We start from the raw sequence: 20,254 nt of genomic DNA, 5'->3' as shown, positions 1-20,254 counted from the left end.
GTGGGCCGGCACGCGCTCCTGGTGGCGACCGGCGAGTACGAGGACGTCCGGCTGAGCCGGCTGCGCGCGCCGGAGCAGGACGTGGAACGGCTCGCCGCCGTGCTGGAGGACCCCGACGTCGGCGGGTTCACCACGGTCGAGGTGCTGCGGGACCGGACCGACCACGAGATCCGGCGCGCCGTCGAGGACCTGCTCGCGCCGCGCGAGGCCGACGACCTGGTGCTGCTGTACTTCTCGTGCCACGGCCTGACCACGGCCGCGCGGCGGCTGTACTTCGCCGCGTCGAACACCGTGCAGGACCGGCCCGCCGGCACCGCGATACCCCGCTCGTTCCTCAACGAGCAGCTGGAGGACTGCCGGGCGTCCGGGCGGGTCCTGCTGCTGGACTGCTGCTTCAGCGGCGCGTTCGTCGAGGGTTTCAAAGCGGGCGGGACGAGCGTGCTGGACGGCGCGGACCTGGACGGCTCGGGCTCGGGGTACGTGGTGATGACCGCGTCCAACGCCTACGAGTACGCGTTCGAGCAGGACTCGCTGTCGCTGGACGCGCCGCTCGCGTCGCTGTTCACCGACGTGCTGATCGAGGGCCTGGCCGGCGGCGCCGCCGACCTCGACGGCGACGGGTGGATCGACGTCGACGAGCTGTTCAAGTACGCGCAGGGCGAGGTGCGCGCCAGGCGTCCCGACCAGACGCCGCAGTACTTCGCGCACGGCTCCTCGCAGCCGCTGCGGATCGCGCGGGCCGGCGGGGCGGCGGGACGTCGGCCGCGCGGCACGGCGTCGTACACGTCCGGGCAGTTGTTGGTGGCGCGCGGTTTCCGGGCCGCCGCCGAGCCGGTGTGCCGGACGTTGGGCCCGATGGGGCGCCGGGCCGTGGTGTTCGTCGACCGGCGGCCGGTGGAGCTGTCGGACGCGTCGGCGATCGTGGACGCGTTCGAGCCGGACGACCCGCGTGACCGGCTCGGCGCGGGGTACGTGCGCGACCTGGTGCTCCAGGTGCGGCGGGAGGCGGGCGACGGCGCGGCGTCGGCGGTGGCCGTGGCGCGCGGCGCGATCGGCGGGCTGGTCGACGCGATGCGCGACGGGCACAACCCGGTGCGGCTGCTGCGCGGCGTCACGGCCGCCGCCGCCCGTGCGACCGAGCTGATCGAACGGTCCCTGGCGCGGCCGTTGCAGCCGGCCGAGCTGACCCAGCTGGCCACCGCCGCTTCGGGCGACCCCGAGGTCGGCCGGCTCGTCGGGGCCGTGGCCGTCGGTCCCGTCCTGGTCGAGGAGAGCAAGCGGTTCGAGCTGGAGTTCGAGTTCCACCGCGGCCTGCGCCTGGACCGCGGCTACGCGTCCGACCGGTTCGTCACGGACACCGTCGGGGGCACGGTTGTGCTGCAGGACGCGTGGGTGTTGCTGGCCGCCGGTCGGCTGACCGACGTCGACCGGTTGACGGGAGGGCTGGAGCTCGGCGAGCACCCGCTGCTCGTGGTCTGCGAGATGCTGCCGCACGCGGAGCTCGCCGAGCTGCTGCGGCTGGGCGAGACGCGGGACGTGGTCGCGGTGACCGCCGAGCTGGACGAGGTGGAGCGGCTCCAGGGCGTGGTCGGCGGCGCGATCCACTACCCGTACTGGGGGAGCGACCCGGCGTTGAAGTCGTCGTTGGGCCGCGCCGCGAGGGTCGTGGTGACCGAACGGGACACGACGGTGCTGGGGCACCCCGGGGTGAACCGCGGCCACACGGCCGCTCTCGTCCGGGCACCCGCCGGTGACGTGGACAAGGTGCGGCGGGCCGTGCGCGCGGTGGACGGCGCGGTGCGGGAGGGCGTGATCCGCGGCGGTGGCGTGGGCCTGGCCGAGCTGGGCTCCCTGCTCGCGCGGGACGCCACCGGCGGCCCGGAGGAGATCGCCGGCTGGCGCGCCTTCGCCGCGGCCCTGGCCGAACCGGCCGCCCGGATCGCCGAGAACGCCGCCCTGACCGTCGCCGACCTGGACGAGACCCTGCTGGACTCGGCCGGCGTCGCCCGCACCGTCGTCACCGCCGCCGCCCACACCACCTCCCGCTTCCTCCTCGTCCACTGACCCGCGTGTCCTACGTCCAGAACGCGAGAGTCCTACGTTCACGACCCCCGAGTTGAACGCTCACGCGATGAACCGCACGTCGGGGTGCTGCGGCGAGTCGCCCCGGAACAGCCCGGTGTCCCGCCCCTTCAGGTGCAGGTCGAAGTACCCGGCGTAGTACTCGTGCTGCGCGGCCAACGACCGGGTCGCGTCGATCTCGCCCACCAGCTCCCGCTGCGTCTCCGGGCTGATCACCCCACCCAGCTGCGGCACGGCGAACTGCAGGTCGGTGAAGCTGTAGTGCGTGCCCCGGTCGAAGTGCAGGTCGCGCTTCCACCCGCGCCGGCTCACCCAGAAGTCCGCCCACGTCGGGTCGAACTCCGGCGTCAGGTGCGAGTGCTCGATCCGCCCGCCCGTCCCCGGGTCCACGAAATCCCCGCCCACCAGCATGAACGGCCGGTCCAGCCCGCGCGTCACGACCTCACCGGGCCGGTAGTCGTCGCCGAAGCCGTGGGACATCGCGCCGTCCACGTTGATCCCGGCGTCGATCCGCCGGTCGTTCACCATCGTCTCGCCCGCCGTGAACCCGCCGTACGAGTGGCCGAACATGCCGACCCGCGACAGGTCGAGCGCACGGCCCAGCCCACGCGGCAACGGGTCCCGCTCCGCGTCCGGGTTGTGCCCGCGCGCGATCGAACCCAGCTGGTCGAGCACGAACCGGGTGTCGGCCACCCGAGCGTCGAGCGCGGTCTTGAACTGGGTGGGGTCGTCCTCGTCGATCATCGGCGGCTCGACCCGCCCATCCGGGAACTCGACCGCGAGCGACTCGTGCGTGTGCGACATCGAGACGACGACGTACCCGCGGCTCGCCAGGTCGTCGGTGAGGCCCGCGCTCAGCTCCCGCGCCGAGCCGAAACCGGGCGAGTGCAGCACGACGGGCCACCGGCCGAGGACCGGCGCGCCGGTGCGGGCGTGCCGCCGGGGAGAACCCCAGTCGACCGCGCCGGACGGGATGCCGACGAGCCCCGCCTCCCGGTCGACGGCCGCCGCCACGCCCGAGGTCATCCACGGCGCGCGTTCGCCGGGGGAGCCGTGCGCGGGGTAGGTGACGGTGACCATCACCTCCCGGTCCTCCGCCGGCCGCCACGGGTCCGGCCGCCGGTCGACCAGGTGCAGCTCCGCGGTGCCGACGGCGTGCCGGCCGCTCAGCTCGGGCATGGCGATCCGCACGCCGGTGTCGGCAGCGGCGGGTGCGGCTAAACCAAGGGTCGCGATGGCCGCGACGGTGAGCGCTGTGGTGCGCATCAGTTCCCCCTCTTGTCGGGTCACCTGATGCTGTCGGGGGCAGCTGTCGCCACGCGTCCGCCTCGCGGCTGACCGGACGTCCGTCGCGGGGAGGACCTCAGGGCAACCAGGACACGTGACCGCGCAGCAGCGTGTAGCCGACGAACGCGACCACGTCGAGCAGCGCGTGCGCCACGACCAGCACCCACAGCCGGTTCGTGCGCTGCCACACCTTGCCGAACACCAGCCCCATCACCACGTTGCCGATGAACCCGCCGAACCCCTGGTACAGGTGGTACGAGCCGCGCAGCACCGCGCTGGCCAGCAACGCCGTGTCCTCCCGCCACCCGAGCTGCCGCAGCCGGGTGATGAAGTACCCGACGACCAGCACCTCCTCCGCCCACGCGTTGCCCACGGCGGACAGCACCAGCACCAGGCTGCGCCACCACGAGGAGTCCAACGTGGACGGCAGCACGGCCAGGTTCAGCCCCAGGTTCCACGCGACCAGGTAGAAGACCAGCCCCGGGATGCCGATCACGGCCGCCAGCCCGAGGCTGCCCAGCGCGTCCGGCCCGACCCGGGTCCGGTCCAGGCCGAGCGCCTTCAGCTTGATGCCGCCCTGCCACAGCAGGTACAGGCCGAGCCCGCCCCACGCCGCCAGCTGCACGACCCCGAGCAGCTGCGCGATCAGGTCGAGCAGGTCGAACCGCGCCTGCGGGACGTTGATCGCGACCTTCTGCTCGTTCAGCGGCACGGGGTCGAGCAGGCTGTCCAGCAGCCGCACCAGGCTGCGCGCGCCGGACAACCCGAGCGTCACGGCGAACACGAGCAGCAGTTCCAGCCGGTAGCCGCGGCGCGTCCGGGCGTCGAGGTCTTCGATCACGCCCCTACGTTAACCGCGCCCCCGTCACCGGCGTTGCGCCAGGAAAGGGCAGCCCATCAGGCGACGCAGCTCCGCGGCCAGCTCCTGCGCCGTGCCCACCGGTCGGGAGAACGCGATCCGCACGTCGTGGTCGGAGTCCGCCATCTCCACCCGCAGCCGCAGGCCGAAGCGGTCCAGGCCGAGCGGGCGGAGGTGACCGCCCCTCAGCTCGTCCGGCAGGTGCTGGGCGAGCAGGCCCACCACGTCCCGGTGCGACAGCTCCAGGTGGCGCAGCCAGTGGTCCTCGTGCGCGGCGAACGGGTCCGGCTCCGCCTGCGCGAACAACTCCGGCCGCAACGACGTGGTGCCCTCGCCGTCGGCCACCACCAGCGACGCGGGCGACAGCCGCAGCGCCGACGCGCCGTGCCCGACGTCGAGCAGCCGCGGGTCCGGACGCGCCTCGGCGACCTGGAGGCTCGCCTCGCGCGCCTCCCCCGGCGTGAGCGTGCGCAGCCACCCGGTGATCCACAGCAGCCCGCGGACCGGCTCCCGCAGCTGCACGGGCGCCTGGTCGGCGAGCTCCAGCATCGCGGTCACCTCGGTCCCGCGCGCGGCCTCGACCAGCGGGTGCCCGTCGGGCAGCACGATCGTCGCGTCACCGTCCGGGTGGACGTGGTGCAGGACCGGGGTGATCCGGTTCTCCGTGCCGCCGGACGGCAGCAGGGCCGCGCGCCCACCACGGACGGCGATCGTGCGGGCCCGCTCCGCCGGATGCGGCGCCGGCGGACGACGTGTCTCGTTCACCCGCTCACCTCCCAACTTAGGGCAGCCTAACTTGATGGAGCCCTGCGGCGGTAGTCCCACGACCGGCTTACCGGACCGGAGTCGTCCAGGCAGGTTAGGGGGTCCGCCGCGGCCGTGCCGAGGTGGCACGCGGAACGGTCCGGTTGGCCGATTCGGCGGGCCGCGCGTTCGTCGTAACCTTGGCTCGCCTGGCGGAGGTGGCTCGTGGTCGTGCCGAACAAGCCGTCCACCCGGGGTGCGGCCCTCGATGACCGGTGGACCCGGTACTGCATGGAGATCGCGGGCCGGCGGGCGTTCGGCTGGGTCGTGGTCGGCGCGCTCGCGTTCGTGCTGCAACTCGCGCTGATCTTCGTGTTCACCGTGACGTCCGCCCTGCCGCTCGTGCTGCTGCTGTTCTCCGTGCTCGTCCTCGGGTTCGGGCTGACGCGGCGGCAGGTGTTGCCCGAGGTCCTCGGCGAGCACGCGTGGGTCTACGTGCGCGTCCACTGGCGCGGCGGGCTGCTCGTCGTGCACGGGCCGCGACCGCTGGTGCTGGACGTGAGCGCCGGACCCGTCGCCCGCGGGCGGATCAACCGGCACCGGCGCGCGTGGGTCGTCGCGCCCGACCGCGCCGGGAACACCGTGGTCACGTTCCGGGGCGTGCCGAAGCTGTTCCCGGCGAAGGTCGTCCGCCGGTGAGTTTGGTGATCATCTATTCGGTTACCCACGGGGAGGACTTCTGGTTTGCTGGGAGCGGTGGTGGGCGAGGCTTGGGTGGACAAGTGCCTGACCAGTGCGGATCGCCGCGCGGTCGGGTTCGTCGGGCTGGCGTTGTTCGCCTTCCTGACGCTGTGGGTCGTGTCGGAGTGGGTCGGGTCGCGCTGGGTGTTCGTGCTCACGCCGCTGTGCGTGGAACTCGCCGTGCCCGGGCTGCGGCACTTCTTCTCGCGACGAGCGCTGCGGCGGCTGCTCGACACCTACCCCAGGCACGCCGTTTCGGTGCACTTCGTGCCGGGGCGCACGCGCGTCGGGCGGCAGACGTACCTGGAGACGGCGGGCTCCGACCGGACGTTCCTGCGGCTGGCCGAGATCCCCGAACGCGTCCGCGAGAACATCCGCCGCGGTGGCCGGGTGTGGCTGGCCGGACCCGACCCGCGGGGCCGGACGGCCGTGCTGACCAGGGGCGCGCCGTTCATGACGCTCGGCCGGATCGTCATCCGGTGAGGGCTCACCGGCCCACCGGGATGCCGCTCTGCTCGGCCCACGCGGCGACGTCCTCGCGGCGCAAGGCCGTGGCCAGCAGGTCCGGGAACCGGTCCGGGGTGCACGCGAACGCCGGCGCGCCCAGCTCGGACAGCTTCGCGGCCAGCTCGTGGTCGTAGGCGGGCGTGCCGCTGTCGGACAGCGCGAGCAGCACCACCACCGTCACCCCGCTCTGCACGAGCTCCCGGACGCGCCGCTGCAACTCCCGCGCCACACCGCCCTCGTAGAGGTCGCTGATCAGGACCATCACCGTGTCCGTCGGGCGGCGGACCAGTGACTGGCCGTAGGCGACGGCGCGGTTGATGTCCGTGCCGCCACCCAGTTGGGTGGAGAACAGCAGGTCGACCGGGTCCTTGAGCTGCTCGGTCAGGTCCACCACCTCGGTGTCGAACACGACCAGCTTCGTGTCGACGGCCTTCAGCGAGGCCAGCGAGGCGCCCAGCACGGCGGAGTAGACGACCGACTCGGCCATCGAGCCGGACTGGTCGACCAGCAGGACGACGTCCCGCAGCGAGGCCTGGCGGCTGCGCCTGCTGTTGCCGACCAGGTCCTGCACGATCACCGTGCGCTGGTCGGGTTGGTAGTGGCGCAGGTTCTTGCGGATCGTGCGGTTCCAGTCCACATCGGACAGACGTGGGCGGCTGGTGCGGCGGGACCGGTCGATCGCGCCGTGCACGGCGGCGAGGAGGCGGTCGGCGAGCTTGCGCTCGATGTCCTCGACCACCTTGCGGACGACGGCGCGCGCGGTCTCGCGGGTGCGTTCGGGGATGGCGCGGGAGAGGGAGACCAACGTGCCGACCAGGCTCACGTCCGGCTCGACGCTCGACAACAGCTCCGGCTCCAGCAGCAACTGCCGCAACCCCAACCGCTCCACCGCGTCCTTCTGCATCACCTGGACGACCGAGCTGGGGAAGTACGTGCGGACATCGCCCAGCCAACGGTGCAACACCGGCGACGACCCACCCAACCCGGCACTGCGCTTGCCGCCGGCGTCCACCGCGTCCCCACCGCCGCCGTACAACCCGGTCAACGCGGAATCCCGCCGCTGGTCGTCCTCACCGAGTGGGCCGAGATCCCCCGCCGCCCCACCCAACAACAACCTCCACCGCCGCTGCCGCTCAACCGCGATATCCTGCGTCACGCGCCCACCTGCCATCCCGGCCACCCCAGGGCCCTCTGTCACACCATCGGGTGATCATCGCCCGAAAATGTACGGAAACACTGTTACCGCCCCTCGGTTAAAACCATGAGGAGCCCCGACCAACCACCACCCATCCCAACCCCCGACCCCGCCCACCACACGACCCCGACCCGCCACCTCCCAACCACCCGCCGCCCTCACCCGACACCCCGCCCGCCACCTGCCGCCCCCGCCGCCGGTCGCCCTGCCGCCTCGCCTGCGGGCCGCCGGACGGGACCGCCCCTGCCGCGTGGCCACGCGCGTCACGCGCCCGCGCCCAGCAGATCGCGCACGTGGCCGGCGAGACGTGCCGCCAGCTCCTCGTCCCAGTCGCTCGCCGCCATCGCACCGCCCGCCGTCGTGCCCTTGACCCGGTCGCCGAGCATCCGGCGCTCGGCCGGGCTGAAGTCGCCCACCGCACGGCGCAGGAGCGGCAGCGCGGCGGCGAAATCCGCGCCGGACAGGCCGGTCAGCCACTCGTCCACGACGCCGAACAGGCGTGGATCGGCGGTGAGCAGCGCGGCCGACCCGCGCAGGAAGCCCGCCACGAACGCGGTCGCGCCGGCGGCCAGCGAGACCGCGCGGTGCAGGCGGGTGGCGACTTCATCCGAGTCCAGGGCACCCGTCTCCCACAGCAGGCGCGTCGCGCGGCCCGTGGGCAGGCCGTGCGCGTCGGGCATCGCGACCAGCGATTTCAGCGCGCGCTGCCACGTGTCGCGGTGCTCGTCGTCGGCGGCCAGGCGGACCGCGTCGTCCGCGCCCTCGACCGCCTTGACCGCGCGTTCCGCCGTGTCCTCGTCCACGCCGCGGCACGCGAGCGGCAGGCCGACCGCGCCGCGGGCCAGCAAGCCGTGCAGCGCGACGCGAAGCAGCTCCGGGTCCGTGCCGCGCACCGAGCCGTAGCGGACGGTGGTCGCCAGGTCCGGTAGGGCGGAGAGGAGTTCCAGGGCATCGGTCGCGGCGGCGGCGCAGCGGTCCAGGGCCTGGCGGGACGCGGCGACGGCCTCCGGGATCTCGCACCCCACGGCCTGGCTCAGCGCTTCGGCGGCGTCGACCACCCGGGTGGCCGCCGCGGCACGGGCGATCAGCACGGTCCGGGCGGCGGATTCGACCGTCGTGCCGTGCCGGGCGGCGACGGCCAGCGCGACCGCGAACTCCGGCCGCCAGTGCAGCTGCCAGGCCTCGGCGAACGTGCCCAGGGTCCGGGTCGTGTCCGGCGTGCCCCACGGCACGTCCAGGACCTCCAAGCGCCGCAACAACTTCGAGCGCTCACGATCGGTGTCCTTGCGCAGGTCGAAGCGCATCGGCTTGATCGCCGCACTGGCCGGCATCCGCAGGCGGCGTTGCCACCGCGCCAGATCCGCGGCCAGCGGTGACGTCGGCACGTCGTCGCCCACCACGCCCAACCGCTCACCGACCACCAACTGCTCGTGCACCAAACGGAGCGGGGTCGCGTCACCGCCGCACAACACCGCCAGCGACGCCTCCATCACCTCCGAAAGCCCCGGCGACGGCCGCCCGCGCATCGCCGCCAACGCGTCCGCCAGCCGCACCGCCTCCACCGCGCTCGCCGTCGACGCGGGCAAGTCCTCCGCCCGCAACACCGCGCACGCCTTCGCGAACCACCGCGGCACGGCGTCGCCGCGTTCGGCGCACTCCCACAAGTGCGCGTACCACCCCGGCGAAGCAACACCCGCGCCGTAACCGGACGACGCCGCCAGCCGACCGTGGCTCCACGGCACCCACGTGCCGGAGATCTTGTTGCGCGGCAAGCCTTTCAGCGCCGCGGCGTCGACCGACGCGGGCGGCAGGGTGCGCAGCGCGGGCACGTGCCACGCGCCGGCCACCACCGCGATCGGGCCCTCGACGTCCTTCAACGCCTGCCGGACGTTCTGCCGCATCGCGGCTTCCCGGCGCAACGTGCGGGCGTCCACCTGGTCGGCGAACTCCTCCCGCAACGCGCCCATCGCCTCCGCGACCGCCTCGGCCAGGTCACGCGGGTCGGTGTGGTGCTCGACCACGTCCTCCCACCAGCGCTCGGGGTCGTCGAACCCCGCCGCCTCGGCCAGCGTGCCGAGCGGGTCGAGCGCCGCTTTCGGTGCGTCCGCGGAGTCGGGGGAGTCGGGGAGGTCGGGCGTTTCGGGGTCGGCGAGGGACGCGGCGGCCGGCAGGTCGAAGAACCGCACCGGCACGCCGTTCGCGTGCGCCCACGTCATCGCCCGCCACTCCGGCGAGAACTCGGCGAACGGCCAGAACGCGGCCCGCGCCGGCTCCGCCTCGTCGTGCAGCAGCAACGCCACCGGCGGGGTCAGGTTCGGCACGTGCGGCAACAGGGCGTCACCCTCCGGTGGTCCCTCGATCAGGACCACCTCCGGCCGCACGGCCGCCAACGCCGCCGCGACCATGCGCGCCGAACCCGGACCGTGATGCCGGATGCCGAGCAACGTCACCCGTTCCGGCAAAGGCTGGTCGCGTGCCATCAGCCCACCGTGTCCTGGCAAGCCCGGTACAGATCACGCCACTCGGCGCGCTCCTTCACCACCGCCTCCAGGTACTCCTGCCACGCCGCCGTGTCCGACACGCGGTCCTTCACCACCGCGCCGAGCAGGCCGGACGCCAGCTCGTCGGCGGTGATCGTGCCGTCGCCGAAGTGCCCGGCCAGCGCCATGCCGCTGGTCACCACCGAGATCGCCTCGGCCGTGGACAGGCTGCCGCTCGGCTTCTTCAGCTGCGTGCGGCCGTCCACAGTGGACCCGTTGCGCAGCTCGCGGAAGATCCGCACCACCCGGCGCACCTCCTCCAACGCCGGCGGCTCGGCGGGCAGCTGCAACGCCCGGCCGAGCTGGGCGGCACGCGCCGACACGATCTCCACCTCGTCGTCCTCGGTCGCGGGCGGCGGCAGCACGACGGTGTTGAAGCGGCGGGCGAGCGCCGACGACATCTGGTTCACGCCGCGGTCGCGGTCGTTCGCGGTGGCGATCACGGTGAACCCCGGCACGGCCTGCACCTGGATCCCCAGCTCCGGGATCGGCAACGTCTTCTCGGACAGGATCGTGATGAACGAGTCCTGCACCTCGGCGGGCATCCGGGTCAGTTCCTCGACCCGGACCACCGCGCCGTCGCGCATCCCCGTCATCACCGGGCTGGCCACCACCGCCGCCTCGGACGGCCCCTCGGCGATCAGCCGCGCGTAGTTCCAGCCGTAGCGGACCTGGTCCTCGCCCGTGCCCGCGGTGCCCTGCACGACCAGCGTCGAGTTGCCGCTCACGGCCGCCGAGATGTGCTCGGACAGCCACGACTTCGCCGTGCCCGGCACGCCGACCAGCAGCAACGCCCGGTCGGTGACCAGCGTGCCGACGGCGATCTCGACCAGCCGCCGTTCGCCGACGTACTTCGGGGTGATCACCGTGCCGTCCGGGAGCGTTCCGCCGAGCACGTAGGTGACCACCGCCTGCGGCGACATCCGCCAACGCGGCGGGCGGGGCCGGTCGTCCGCCGCCGCCAGGGCCGCGAGCTCGGCGGCGTACTGCTGTTCCGCGGCGGGCCGCAGCACAGATTCGGTGGTCACTGGCTTTCCTCCCGGTGGTTGAACGCCTCGCGCAGCTGCATGCGCAGGCGCAGGACGTCGAGTTCGACGGTGTGCTCGGGCCAGCGCTCGGTGATACGGGCCCAGTTCGCGCCGAGGACCTCGGCGTCACCCCTGGCCAGCAGCACCGCGGGCGGACGGCCGGCGCGCCACCTCGGGTCGCGCATCCCGGCGTAGCGGTCGAGCAGGTCCGCGGTGGCCCGTGCGCTCCACGGCCCGGGCAACTGCGAGCACGCGTGGTCGAGCAGGTCGTAGTTCCACTGCCGCGACACCTCGACCACGGTGCGCGCGGCCAGCTCGGCGGGCAGGCCGCCGAGCATTTCGAGCTGTTCCATACCGGTCAGCGACCGGGTCGCCGCGACCGCCCACGGCCGGGCGTCGTCGGCCAGCTTCAGGTTCTGCGCCACGCCGCGCAGCAACGAGCTCGCCCACGGGCCGCGCGCGAGTTCGGCGGCGGCGCCTTCGTCGTCGGTGTTCAGCCGGCCGGTCCAGTGCTGTGGCGGCACGCTCGCCGCCGCGCCGCGCAACCGACCCGCGACACCCGCCTCGGAACCGTCTTTCAGCAGGTCACGGGCCTCGTCCGGCTCCGGCGAGGTTTCGGCCCACAGCTCGTCGGTCTGCACGTCGAAGCCGTCCGCGGTCAGCCACAGGCCGCGGTGCAGGCGTTCGGCGGCGCGTTCGGCGAGGTCGGACGCGGGCAGGGTGCGCAGCAGCCGCAACGCCTCGTCGTGCACGCCGATCGCGCGGTCGTCCAGCGCGCGTTCGAGGAGCGGTTCGTCGTCCGGCCCGAGGTTCGCCTCCAGGGCGCTGATCAGCACCTGGCGGTCGGTGGCGCGGCGCTGGACCTCGAATTGCGCGGCCAGGAACGCGCGCGTCCCGGTCGGGTCCTGGTGGCGGGCGCGGCGCAGGGCGGCGAGGCGGGATGTGCCGGGCAGGTCGAGGGCCTGGTCGAGGTCGATCTCCTCCGCGACCGCGCCGGTCGCGGCCCAGGCCCAGGTCGGGCGGATGGCCGCCAGCCACCGGCCGCGGGCGCCGAGGACGGCGGACACGGCCGGGCGCAGGCCGGGGTGCGCGGTGCCCAGGCCGAGCAACGCGGGCAGCTCGCGGTGGTCGGCGACGACGCGTGCCGTCTTGGCCATGCCGCACCACTCCGTGAGCAGCACCTGGTCGTCCAGGGCCAGGATCTGGACCAGCACGGACCTCGCGGCCGGGTGGGCGCGCACGTCGTCGGACGCCGGGGCGGCGGGCAGCGGCGGGGTGTCGACGGGCGGCGGGAGCTGGGCTCCGTGTGCGGCCAGGCCCAGGGCCGCGACGCGGTCCAGCAGGGCGGTCGGCGTCGTGCCCGCGCGGTGTGCGCCGATCAGGGCCGCTTGGACGGCTTCGTCCCATTCGGCTTGGAGGGTCATGGCCGGCCGCCGGTCGGGATCGCGGGCCCGGTCGGGATCGGGGGCCCGGTCGGGATCGGGGTCGGGGCGGTCGGGTTGGCGGTCGGTCGGAGGGTGGCGTGAGGGTGGTTGGTGGGGCGGGGGTGGTCGGGGTGGGGTTGGTGGGTCGCGGTTCCTCGTATGCAACCGAGGGGCGGTAACGGTGTTTCCGTACATTTTCGGGCGATGATCACCCGATCGTGTTGCCGGAGTTCCTCTGCTGCCTGCGTGATCATCCCACTACCTCCGGTGCTCCGCCGGCCACGGCGACGGCGCCCAGGCGGAGTTCGCGGCCGTTCCACAGGCCCCACGCGTCGAACTGCCCGCCGCCCGTCAGCGCCAACGCCTGGTCCAGGCCCAGGTCGCCGCGGACCTGGAGGCCGCGGCCTTCCTCGTCGACCAAGTGCCTGGTATCGGCAGTGACCCGCACCGACGCGCACCCCAGCGGGTGGAGGCGTTGCCACGGGTCGGCTTTCAGGTGCTCCTCCAGACCCGCCAGGGCCGCGCGCCACGTCGAAGGCGCGGGCACCGGCTCCGGCCGCCGCTCCACCAGCAGCTCACCCACCGCCACCCGGTGCGGCGGCACGCCGGGGTACGGGTGCAGCACCCCCTGCACCTGCACCCCGTGCGTCAACGGCGGCACGGGGCGGCCTCCGCCACCGGCATGCCGCACGGCCACGACCCACCCGTGCGAACGCCCCCAAGCCCACTGCCGCACGGTCCGCACCAGGCCGTCGTCGCTCTCCACCTTCAACAACGGCGCCCACTGGTCCGTCCACCCCGGACCGGCGCGCACCTCCTCCTCGGCCACGGAGAACCCCAGCCGGCGGCGAATCACTGCATCAGGTGACGACGACAGCCGCGCCAACAGGTGCAGCCCGCCCAACCGGTCCGCCGCGTCGTGGGCCCACCGCGGCCCGCCCGCCGCCACGATCCCGCGCACCTCGTCCACCGCCGACGCCAGCCCCTTGGCCTGCGCGTCCACCATCCGCGCCTGGATCGAGTGCCACCACGCCGCGTCACGCGCGGGCAGCCCGGCCAGCCCCGCGCCGGCCACGTCGCCCAACCAGTCGGTCAGCCCGGCGACCCCGGCGCGCACCGCGTTCTGCCTGGCCAGGGCCGTCTTCTCCTTGGCCTTGGCCCGCCGCTCGACCGCCTCCGGCGAGTCGTCCGACCCAGCCGACGCGGCGGGACCCGCGGCACGGTTGCGACGGGTCAGCCACTCCGTCACCCAGTCGGGCGTCTCCGTGACGGGGAACGGCTCGCGCAGGTCCCGCAGCTGCAACGCCAACGCGTGCTTGCACGGGAACTTCCGCGACGGGCACGAGCACTTCGTCGCCCGGTCGCCCAGGTCGACGCACACCTGGTACGGGTTCTTGCCGCTGCCCTTGCACAGACCCCACAGGGCGGTGTCGCTGCGACCCGTCCCCTGCCACCCGGAGAACCCCGCCAGCCGGGTGGCGCTGCTCGCCACCTGGCCGTCCGGGGCCTGCTCCAGAAGCGCTTGTGCGTCCATGCCGGCAGACGTTAGAGGCACCCACCGACAGAACCGGGGCACTCCCCGGCGGAAAGTCGATCAATCCAGGTCAGGACCCCGACGTGCCCAGGACCAGGCGTACTTGGGGTCCTCGGACGCCACCGCGGCCTCACCGAGGTCGAGCGGCCGGAAGGTGTCGACCATGACGGCGGTCTCGTCGAAGTGGTCCGCCCCCAGCGACGCCTCGACCGCGCCCGGCTGCGGCCCGTGCGTGCAGCCCGCCGGGTGCAGCGACAGCGAGCCGATGCCGATGCCCGAGCCCTTGCGCGCCTCGTAGTTCCCGCCGACGTAGAACATCAGCTCGTCCGAGTCCACGTTGGCGTGGTTGTAGGGCACCGGGATGGCCAACGGGTGGTAGTCGACCTTGCGCGGCATGAACGAGCACACCACGAAGTTCGGCCCCTCGAACGTCTGGTGCACCGGCGGCGGCTGGTGCACGCGGCCCGTGATCGGCTCGAAGTCGCGGATGTTGAACACCCACGGGTACAGGCAGCCGTCCCAGCCGACGACGTCGAACGGGTGGTTGGCGTAGGTGAACCGGGTGAGGCCCGCGCGGTGCCGCACGAGCACCTCCACGTCCTCGCCGTCGACCAACAACGGCTCCACCGGTCCGCGGATGTCGCGCTCGCAGTACGGCGAGTGCTCCAGGAACTGGCCCTTGGCCGACAGGTACCGCTTCGGCGGTCCGATGTGTCCGGTGGCCTCCAGCACCAGGATGTTCATGGGCCCGGACGGCACCACGCGGTACGTGCACGACGTCGGCAACACGACGTAATCGCCCTCGGCGACCGGCAGCGCGCCGTAGATCGTCTCCACGACGCCCTCGCCGGACTGCACGTACAGCAGCTCGTCGCCGGCCGCGTTGCGGTACAGCGGGCTGGGCGCGGTGGCGGTCACGAAACCGATGACCACGTCGGCGTTGCCGAACAGCGTGCGGCGGCCGGTGATCGCGTCGGCAGCCGAATCCCAGGTCAACGCCGGTGTCCTGAAGTGCCGCGGCTTGAGCGGGAGGTTCGGCGCCAGCGCGCCGCGCGCCTCTTCGACGGTGACCGCGTCGACGATCGCGGTCGGCAGGTGGCGGTGGTAGAGCAGCGCCGAATCGGCCGAGAAGCCCTCGACCCCCATGAGCTCTTCCGCGTACAGCCCGCCCTCCGGTGTGCGGAACTGCGTGTGGCGCTTTCGGGGGATCTCACCCACCTGGCGGTAGTACGCCATGGTTCACTCCGGGCGTTCGATAGTCGGACATCTTTGTTCATTGACCGGTACGCCACTAGCGTGTCAGCCGTGTCAAGCGCCTTCGAACTCCGTGCGCCCGGTCCACGCGGCACTCCGCCCCTGCTCGCGAGGCTTGTCGACGACGCCGCACTGTTCCCGCCGGGCAACGCGTCGATGCCCGACGCGGTCCGCGGCCACCTCGACGCACGCGCCGGGGAATGGGCCGGTGCGGTCGGTCTCTTCCTGTGCCCCGCTTCGCGACTCGCCGAGCTGATCACCGAGTTGATCAAGGTGAAGCCGGTGAAGCCGGTCGCCCTCTCGCTGGTCATCGACACGGGTCTGGGAGGTGTGCCCAAGGCCGTGTCGATCGTCGAGTCCCGCAGTGAGCTCTTGGCGCTGCGGATGGTCGAGATGCCGGCCCCGTCCGACGTGGACGAGGTGTGGCTCGAACGCGTCTCCGAGTTCGTGCCCGAGGACGTCATCCGCGTCGTCGAGCCCCGCCGGGGCGGCGCCGAGTGGCTGGACGGCGTGCGCCGCGTCATCGAGCACGGCAGCTGGCCCAAGCTGCGCTGCGGCGGGGTCAGCAAGGAGAACTTCCCCAGCGTGGACGAGGTCGCCGACTTCCTCGCCGTGGTGAGCAGCGGCGGCGTGGCCTTCAAGGCGACCGCCGGCCTGCACCACGCCGTGCGGCACACGGACGAGGAAACCGGGTTCACCCACCACGGGTTCCTCAACCTGCTGGTCGCAACCGCGCGTTCGCTGTCCGGCGGCGACGTGCGCGAGGCGTTGTCGAGCACGGACGCGGTCGCGTTGGGCGAGGAGGCCAACGGCCTGTCCGACCAGGCCGCGCACGCCGTCCGCGGAGTGTTCGCCTCCTACGGGTCGTGCTCGCTGGACGAGCCGATCGCCGACCTGGAGGAGCTGGGTCTGCTGTGAGCTGGATCGAGGACCCCGCGTTCACCGCGGACGAGCCGTTCGGGCCGCAGACGCTGCCGTACGGCGTCGTGCCCGGCGGTGTCGCGGTGCGGGTGGGCGACCAGGCGTTGTTGCTGCGGGGACTGGCCCTGGGCGAGCGGTTGGAGCCCCTGGTGGCCACGGGCACGCTGGACGCCCTGCTGGCGGCCGGCCGGCCCACGTGGAGCGAGCTGCGGGCGCGGCTGGTCGAGATCGTCTCGGCCACGTCGGCGCCGCGCGGCGCGGAGCTGGTCGGGCTGGACGGCGCCGTGCTGCCGTTCACCGTGGCCGACTACGTGGACTTCTACTCGTCGCGCCACCACGCGGAGAACGTCGGCCGGATCTTCCGGCCCGACGGCGAGGCCCTGCTGCCGAACTGGACGCACCTGCCCGTCGGCTACCACGGCCGGGCGGGGACGGTGGTCGTGTCCGGCACGCCGATCGTCCGGCCGCACGGGCAGCGGCGGTCCTCGGCCGGTCCGGTGTTCGGGCCGACGGGCCGGCTGGACATCGAGGCCGAGGTCGGGTTCGTCTGCGGCGGGCCGGTCGCGTCGCGGCTGACGCCGTCGCAGGCGGTCGAGCACGTGTTCGGCGTGGCGCTGGTCAACGACTGGTCCGCGCGGGACGTCCAGGCGTGGGAGTACCAGCCGCTCGGGCCGTTCCTGGGCAAGTCGTTCGCCACGTCGGTCTCGGCGTGGATCACGCCGCTGGAGGCGTTCGCGGTGGCCCGGGTGTCGCCGCCGCCGTTGGGCAACGACGTGCTGCCGTACCTGGTCGAGGACCGGGCGTGGGGCCTGGACATCGACCTCGAGGTCGAGTGGAACGGCACCGTGGTGTCCAGGCCGCCGTTCCGCGAGATGTCGTGGACGTTCGCGCAACAACTCGCGCACCTGTCGGTGAACGGCGCTACCGTTCGGCCGGGCGACCTGATCGCGTCGGGCACCGTGTCCGGCCCGGCCCGCGACCAGCGCGGCTCCTTCCTGGAGCTGAGCTGGGGCGGGAAGGAGCCGGTGGTGCTCGACGACGGCGAGCGGACGTTCCTGGAGGACGGCGACACGGTGCGGATCACCGCGACGGCCCCGGGTGAAGGCGGTTCGGTCGTCGGGCTGGCCGAGGTCCTCGGCACGGTCGTCCCCGCCGACGAGAGGTAGAGCGTGGTCAGACCCGATCCCCGCGGCCGGCTGCCGGCGCCCGCGTCGAAGGAGAGCTCGCTGACCCTGGAGCGGGGCCTGGCCCTGCTCCAGGCGGTGGCCGACGCCGAGTCGGAGGCGCCGTCGATCAGCGAGCTGGCGGCGGCCATCGGCGCGTCGCGGGCGGCGGTGTACCGGCTGCTGGTGCCGCTGCAGTCGCGCGGGCTGGTGCGGCGCGAGGGGTCGAAGGTGCGGCTCGGGCTCGGCGTGCTGCGGTTGGCGTCGAACGTGCTGCCGCAGTTGCGGTTGGCGGCGCAGCCCGCGTTGCGGACGTTGGCGGAGGCGGTGGGCGCGACCTCGCACCTGACCGTGGCCGACGGGAGCGAGGCGCAGGCGGTGGCCGTGGTGGAGCCGTCGTGGACGGCGTACCACGTGGCGTACCGGGTCGGGTCGCGCCACCCCGTGCACCGGGGCGCGGCGGGCAAGGCGATCGGGCTGTCCCCGGAGGGGCGGCAGTGGGTCCACTCGACGGGCGAGTTGCAGCCGGGCGCGTTCGGGGTGGCGGCGCCGGTGCGGGGCGTGCCCGGATTGCGGGCCAGCGTGGGCGTGGTGGCCCTGGAGAAGCTGGACGGTGACGTGGTGGGGCCGCAGGTGGTGCGAGCGGCTCAGGAGGTCGCCGACGCGTTGCGCTGACGCAAGGTAGCCTATTTTTACACTCTGCGTATACGAAGGGAACGAAGTGATCGCTCTGTCCGAGGACATGGAGAACTCGGCCGAGGACGTCCACTTGTTCACGGTCGCCGAATACGCGGAGCTGGGGGAGACCGGGCCCGGCTACTCCGAGCTGCAGGAGGGTCGCATCTTGATGTCACCGAGCCCGAGTCCGCGCCACATGATGGCTTCGGGTGAGCTGTTCGTCCAGCTCCGCGACCAGGTGCCCGGCGACTTGGTCGCGATCCAGGACGTGGACGTCGACCTGGAACTGGTCCCCCCGGGCGATCCCGGTTTCTCGCGGCGGCCCGACCTGGTCGTCGTGCCGCGTGAGGCGGCCAGGAGCGGGCGCCTGCTCAAGGCGTCCGAGGTGCTGGTGGTGATCGAGCTCGTGTCGCCCGGCTCGAAGCGCATGGATCGGGTCATCAAGCGCGGGGAGTACGCCGACGCGGGTATTCCGCACTACTGGATCGTCGACCTGGACCCGCCGATCTCCTTGGTCGCGTGTCACCTCGCCGGCGAGTTCGGCTACCAGGACGCCGGTGACGTGGTGGGCGAGTTCACCACGTCGGTGCCCTTCCCGGTGACGGTGAAGCTCGACGGACTGGTCTGAGATCCGGGAGGGTCAGCGGTCGGCGCGGAGGACGCGCAGGAGGGTGGTCCGGAGGGTGCGCGCCGCCTCCCCCTCCGACAGCCGGCCGGCGTCGACCTCCTCGCTCGCCGCGTGCCCGAGCTTCACCGTGACGGCGATCTGCCAGTCGAGCGGCAGGCCGTCGTCGAACTCGCCCGCCTCCCGGCCGCGCCGGATCACCCGCGCCAGCCGCTCGGCGACGGGCGCGTGGCGGTCGTGGTCGGCTTCCGGGGCCACCGGCAGCGCGGCGACGGCCCGCATCAGGACGGGGTGGCGCCCGGCGGTCCGCTGCCCGGCTTCGAGCAGGCGCAGCAGGGCGTCGGCGGCGGGTCCGGTGTCGAGGTCGGCGGCGTCCATGGCCGCGACGGCCTCCGCGGTGACGTGGTCGACGACCGCGGCCAGCAACTTCTCCCGGGACGGGAAGTGGGCGTAGACCGTCTGGCGGGTCACGCCGGCGGCCGTGGCGACGGCTTCCACGCCCGCGTCGGGGTTGGTGTCGAGCAGCCGGACGGCGGCCTCCAGGATCGCGGCCCGGCTGCGGCGGGCGTCGGCACGGCGGTTGCGGGCGGCGGCCTCGGGCATCTCTTACACCTTGTCAAAGTTGGTGGGTGGTGGATATCTTACGGCGTGTAAGAGATCGTCGGGGAGAGGAACACCGTGGGCCGCGTCGACGCCGATCCGAAGCAGTTCATCGCCGACTTCCTCACCTCCTTCACGGACGACCTCGTGAACGGCGAAGAGGACGCCGAACTCGTCGTGGACCGCTACCACACCCCTGACGTCGTCCAGTTCGCCGACGGCAACGCGATCGACCGCGCGAAGCTGATCGCGCACACCCGCCCGGTCCGCAAGAACCGGCCGACCTCGCGGGTGGAGGTGCACGAAGCGCTGGCCGACGGCGACCGGATCGCCGCCCGGTACACCCTGCACGTGGTCAACCGGGGCAAGTCCCTCACCATCGACGTCCACTTCTTCGGGCGGTTCGCCCCCGACGGCCGGATGCGCGAAGCCCACCTGCTCACCCGCAGCGCTGGCGCGACCGCCTAACCCACCACCGCCTGCCACAGGGCCACCAGGGCGAACCCGGCGAAGACGAAGCCGCTCACCCGCTGGATCAGGTGCGTAGGGATGCGGGTGGCGACCTTGCGGCCCACCAGGACCGCGATCGCGGCGACCGTGACCAGGGCCAGGAACGCGCCGAGGCCGACGAACACCGGGCTGGCGTAGCGGGCGGACAGGGCGGCCGTGGCGAGCTGCGAGGCGTCGCCCCACTCGGCGGCGAACAGGACGCCGAACGACGTGAGCGCTGCCCTCCGGAACGTCACCCGATCAGGCCCGTTCGCGGCCGCGCCCGTCTCGTCGCCGTCCTTCGAGAAACCCTCTTTGAGCAGCAGGAACGCCCCCACGCCGAACAGCGCGGCGACCACGCCCGCGACCACCCGGTCGGGCAGGAGGGTGAGCACGCCGCCGAACGTCGCGGCCACCACGCACTGGATCGCGAACGCCGCCGTCACGCCGACGAACACCGGCCAAGCCCGGTACCGCGTGGTGAGCACGAGGGTGGCGACCATGGTCTTGTCCGGCAGCTCGGCCAGGAAGACGATGGCGAAAGCCGTCGCCGCCGCGATGAGTTCAGGTGCCACGGGAACCT

The 20,254-nt window shown here is 73.2% G+C and carries 19 protein-coding genes; 8 read left to right on the top strand and 11 right to left on the bottom strand.

Annotated elements, in window-relative coordinates:
* A complete protein-coding gene (locus tag LNK82_RS24810; RefSeq protein WP_230569396.1) occupies nucleotides 1-2,064 on the top strand; it encodes a caspase, EACC1-associated type in 2,064 nt (687 codons plus the stop codon).
* A 60-nt stretch (nucleotides 2,065-2,124) separates the two neighbouring features.
* Here the strand turns inward: LNK82_RS24810 and LNK82_RS24805 are convergent, their stop codons facing one another.
* The 3 genes from LNK82_RS24805 to LNK82_RS24795 form a co-directional block, all read right to left on the bottom strand.
* On the bottom strand, nucleotides 2,125-3,348 hold the full coding sequence (locus LNK82_RS24805; RefSeq protein ID WP_230569395.1) for an alpha/beta hydrolase family protein: 1,224 nt from the start codon (nucleotides 3,346-3,348) through the stop codon (nucleotides 2,125-2,127).
* A 97-nt stretch (nucleotides 3,349-3,445) separates the two neighbouring features.
* A complete protein-coding gene (locus LNK82_RS24800; RefSeq protein ID WP_230569394.1) occupies nucleotides 3,446-4,210 on the bottom strand; it encodes a CPBP family intramembrane glutamic endopeptidase in 765 nt (254 codons plus the stop codon).
* A 24-nt stretch (nucleotides 4,211-4,234) separates the two neighbouring features.
* The gene (locus LNK82_RS24795; RefSeq protein ID WP_230569393.1) at nucleotides 4,235-4,993 is read right to left on the bottom strand and encodes a DUF2470 domain-containing protein; all 759 of its coding nucleotides are present in this window, start codon (nucleotides 4,991-4,993) and stop codon (nucleotides 4,235-4,237) included.
* A 204-nt stretch (nucleotides 4,994-5,197) separates the two neighbouring features.
* Here LNK82_RS24795 and LNK82_RS24790 point away from each other — a divergent pair, with 204 nt between their 5' ends.
* Both LNK82_RS24790 and LNK82_RS24785 read left to right on the top strand, forming a co-directional pair.
* Complete coding sequence (locus LNK82_RS24790; protein ID WP_230569392.1) at nucleotides 5,198-5,671, top strand: hypothetical protein; 474 nt, start codon at nucleotides 5,198-5,200, stop codon at nucleotides 5,669-5,671.
* A 60-nt stretch (nucleotides 5,672-5,731) separates the two neighbouring features.
* Nucleotides 5,732-6,196: a hypothetical protein gene (locus tag LNK82_RS24785; RefSeq protein ID WP_230569391.1), complete on the top strand. Its 465-nt coding sequence runs from the start codon at nucleotides 5,732-5,734 to the stop codon at nucleotides 6,194-6,196.
* Nucleotides 6,197-6,200: 4 nt separating this feature from the next.
* On the opposite strand, the gene LNK82_RS24780 is transcribed toward LNK82_RS24785, so the two are convergent.
* The 6 genes from LNK82_RS24780 to LNK82_RS24755 all read right to left on the bottom strand — a co-directional run bounded on the left by LNK82_RS24780 (nucleotide 6,201) and on the right by LNK82_RS24755 (nucleotide 15,177).
* The gene (locus tag LNK82_RS24780; RefSeq protein ID WP_372470629.1) at nucleotides 6,201-7,391 is read right to left on the bottom strand and encodes a VWA domain-containing protein; all 1,191 of its coding nucleotides are present in this window, start codon (nucleotides 7,389-7,391) and stop codon (nucleotides 6,201-6,203) included.
* A gap of 287 nt (nucleotides 7,392-7,678) precedes the next feature.
* The gene (locus LNK82_RS24775; protein WP_230569389.1) at nucleotides 7,679-9,895 is read right to left on the bottom strand and encodes a DUF5682 family protein; all 2,217 of its coding nucleotides are present in this window, start codon (nucleotides 9,893-9,895) and stop codon (nucleotides 7,679-7,681) included.
* Complete coding sequence (locus tag LNK82_RS24770; protein WP_230569388.1) at nucleotides 9,895-10,983, bottom strand: ATP-binding protein; 1,089 nt, start codon at nucleotides 10,981-10,983, stop codon at nucleotides 9,895-9,897. Before LNK82_RS24770 ends, LNK82_RS24775 begins: the two co-directional genes overlap by 1 nt.
* On the bottom strand, nucleotides 10,980-12,407 hold the full coding sequence (locus tag LNK82_RS24765; protein WP_230569387.1) for a DUF5691 domain-containing protein: 1,428 nt from the start codon (nucleotides 12,405-12,407) through the stop codon (nucleotides 10,980-10,982). Before LNK82_RS24765 ends, LNK82_RS24770 begins: the two co-directional genes overlap by 4 nt.
* A gap of 250 nt (nucleotides 12,408-12,657) precedes the next feature.
* Nucleotides 12,658-13,941: an SWIM zinc finger family protein gene (locus tag LNK82_RS24760; RefSeq protein ID WP_230569386.1), complete on the bottom strand. Its 1,284-nt coding sequence runs from the start codon at nucleotides 13,939-13,941 to the stop codon at nucleotides 12,658-12,660.
* A gap of 60 nt (nucleotides 13,942-14,001) precedes the next feature.
* Nucleotides 14,002-15,177, bottom strand: coding sequence for a homogentisate 1,2-dioxygenase (locus LNK82_RS24755; RefSeq protein ID WP_230569385.1), 1,176 nt, complete (start codon nucleotides 15,175-15,177; stop codon nucleotides 14,002-14,004).
* A gap of 69 nt (nucleotides 15,178-15,246) precedes the next feature.
* Here LNK82_RS24755 and LNK82_RS24750 point away from each other — a divergent pair, with 69 nt between their 5' ends.
* The 4 genes from LNK82_RS24750 to LNK82_RS24735 are packed head-to-tail and all read left to right on the top strand — an operon-like array spanning nucleotide 15,247 to nucleotide 18,585.
* Entirely contained in the window at nucleotides 15,247-16,113 is an 867-nt protein-coding gene (locus tag LNK82_RS24750; protein WP_308257262.1) for a hypothetical protein, read from the top strand.
* Nucleotides 16,110-17,282, top strand: a complete 1,173-nt coding sequence (locus LNK82_RS24745; protein WP_230569384.1) for a fumarylacetoacetate hydrolase family protein — start codon at nucleotides 16,110-16,112, stop codon at nucleotides 17,280-17,282. Before LNK82_RS24750 ends, LNK82_RS24745 begins: the two co-directional genes overlap by 4 nt.
* A gap of 3 nt (nucleotides 17,283-17,285) precedes the next feature.
* A complete protein-coding gene (locus tag LNK82_RS24740; RefSeq protein ID WP_053714875.1) occupies nucleotides 17,286-17,954 on the top strand; it encodes an IclR family transcriptional regulator in 669 nt (222 codons plus the stop codon).
* 46 nt (nucleotides 17,955-18,000) lie between these two features.
* Entirely contained in the window at nucleotides 18,001-18,585 is a 585-nt protein-coding gene (locus LNK82_RS24735; protein ID WP_308257261.1) for a Uma2 family endonuclease, read from the top strand.
* 12 nt (nucleotides 18,586-18,597) lie between these two features.
* On the opposite strand, the gene LNK82_RS24730 is transcribed toward LNK82_RS24735, so the two are convergent.
* A complete protein-coding gene (locus LNK82_RS24730) occupies nucleotides 18,598-19,185 on the bottom strand; it encodes a TetR/AcrR family transcriptional regulator (RefSeq protein WP_230569383.1) in 588 nt (195 codons plus the stop codon).
* A 75-nt stretch (nucleotides 19,186-19,260) separates the two neighbouring features.
* On the opposite strand from LNK82_RS24730, the gene LNK82_RS24725 reads away from it, so the two are divergent.
* Entirely contained in the window at nucleotides 19,261-19,650 is a 390-nt protein-coding gene (locus LNK82_RS24725) for a nuclear transport factor 2 family protein (protein WP_230569382.1), read from the top strand.
* Here the strand turns inward: LNK82_RS24725 and LNK82_RS24720 are convergent.
* Entirely contained in the window at nucleotides 19,647-20,246 is a 600-nt protein-coding gene (locus tag LNK82_RS24720) for a TMEM165/GDT1 family protein (protein ID WP_230569381.1), read from the bottom strand. The two genes, LNK82_RS24725 and LNK82_RS24720, sit on opposite strands and share 4 nt — an antisense overlap.
* Nucleotides 20,247-20,254 lie beyond the last annotated feature (8 nt).

The organism is Saccharothrix luteola (assembly GCF_020859565.1).
Taxonomy (GTDB): Bacteria; Actinomycetota; Actinomycetes; order Mycobacteriales; family Pseudonocardiaceae; genus Actinosynnema; species Actinosynnema luteola.
The sequence above is the reverse complement of the archived record's forward strand: the minus strand, read 5'-3'. Positions and strand labels throughout refer to the sequence as shown.

Bases quoted from the DNA above. Each gene is read 5' to 3' on its own strand.
- LNK82_RS24805 (WP_230569395.1), bottom strand. From the start codon at position 3,348: ATGCGCACCACAGCGCTCACCGTCGCGGCCATCGCGACCCTTGGTTTA.
- LNK82_RS24780 (WP_372470629.1), bottom strand. From the start codon at position 7,391: ATGGCAGGTGGGCGCGTGACGCAGGATATCGCGGTTGAGCGGCAGCGG.
- LNK82_RS24775 (WP_230569389.1), bottom strand. From the start codon at position 9,895: ATGGCACGCGACCAGCCTTTGCCGGAACGGGTGACGTTGCTCGGCATC.
- LNK82_RS24765 (WP_230569387.1), bottom strand. From the start codon at position 12,407: ATGACCCTCCAAGCCGAATGGGACGAAGCCGTCCAAGCGGCCCTGATC.
- LNK82_RS24760 (WP_230569386.1), bottom strand. From the start codon at position 13,941: ATGGACGCACAAGCGCTTCTGGAGCAGGCCCCGGACGGCCAGGTGGCG.
- LNK82_RS24755 (WP_230569385.1), bottom strand. From the start codon at position 15,177: ATGGCGTACTACCGCCAGGTGGGTGAGATCCCCCGAAAGCGCCACACG.
- LNK82_RS24730 (WP_230569383.1), bottom strand. From the start codon at position 19,185: ATGCCCGAGGCCGCCGCCCGCAACCGCCGTGCCGACGCCCGCCGCAGC.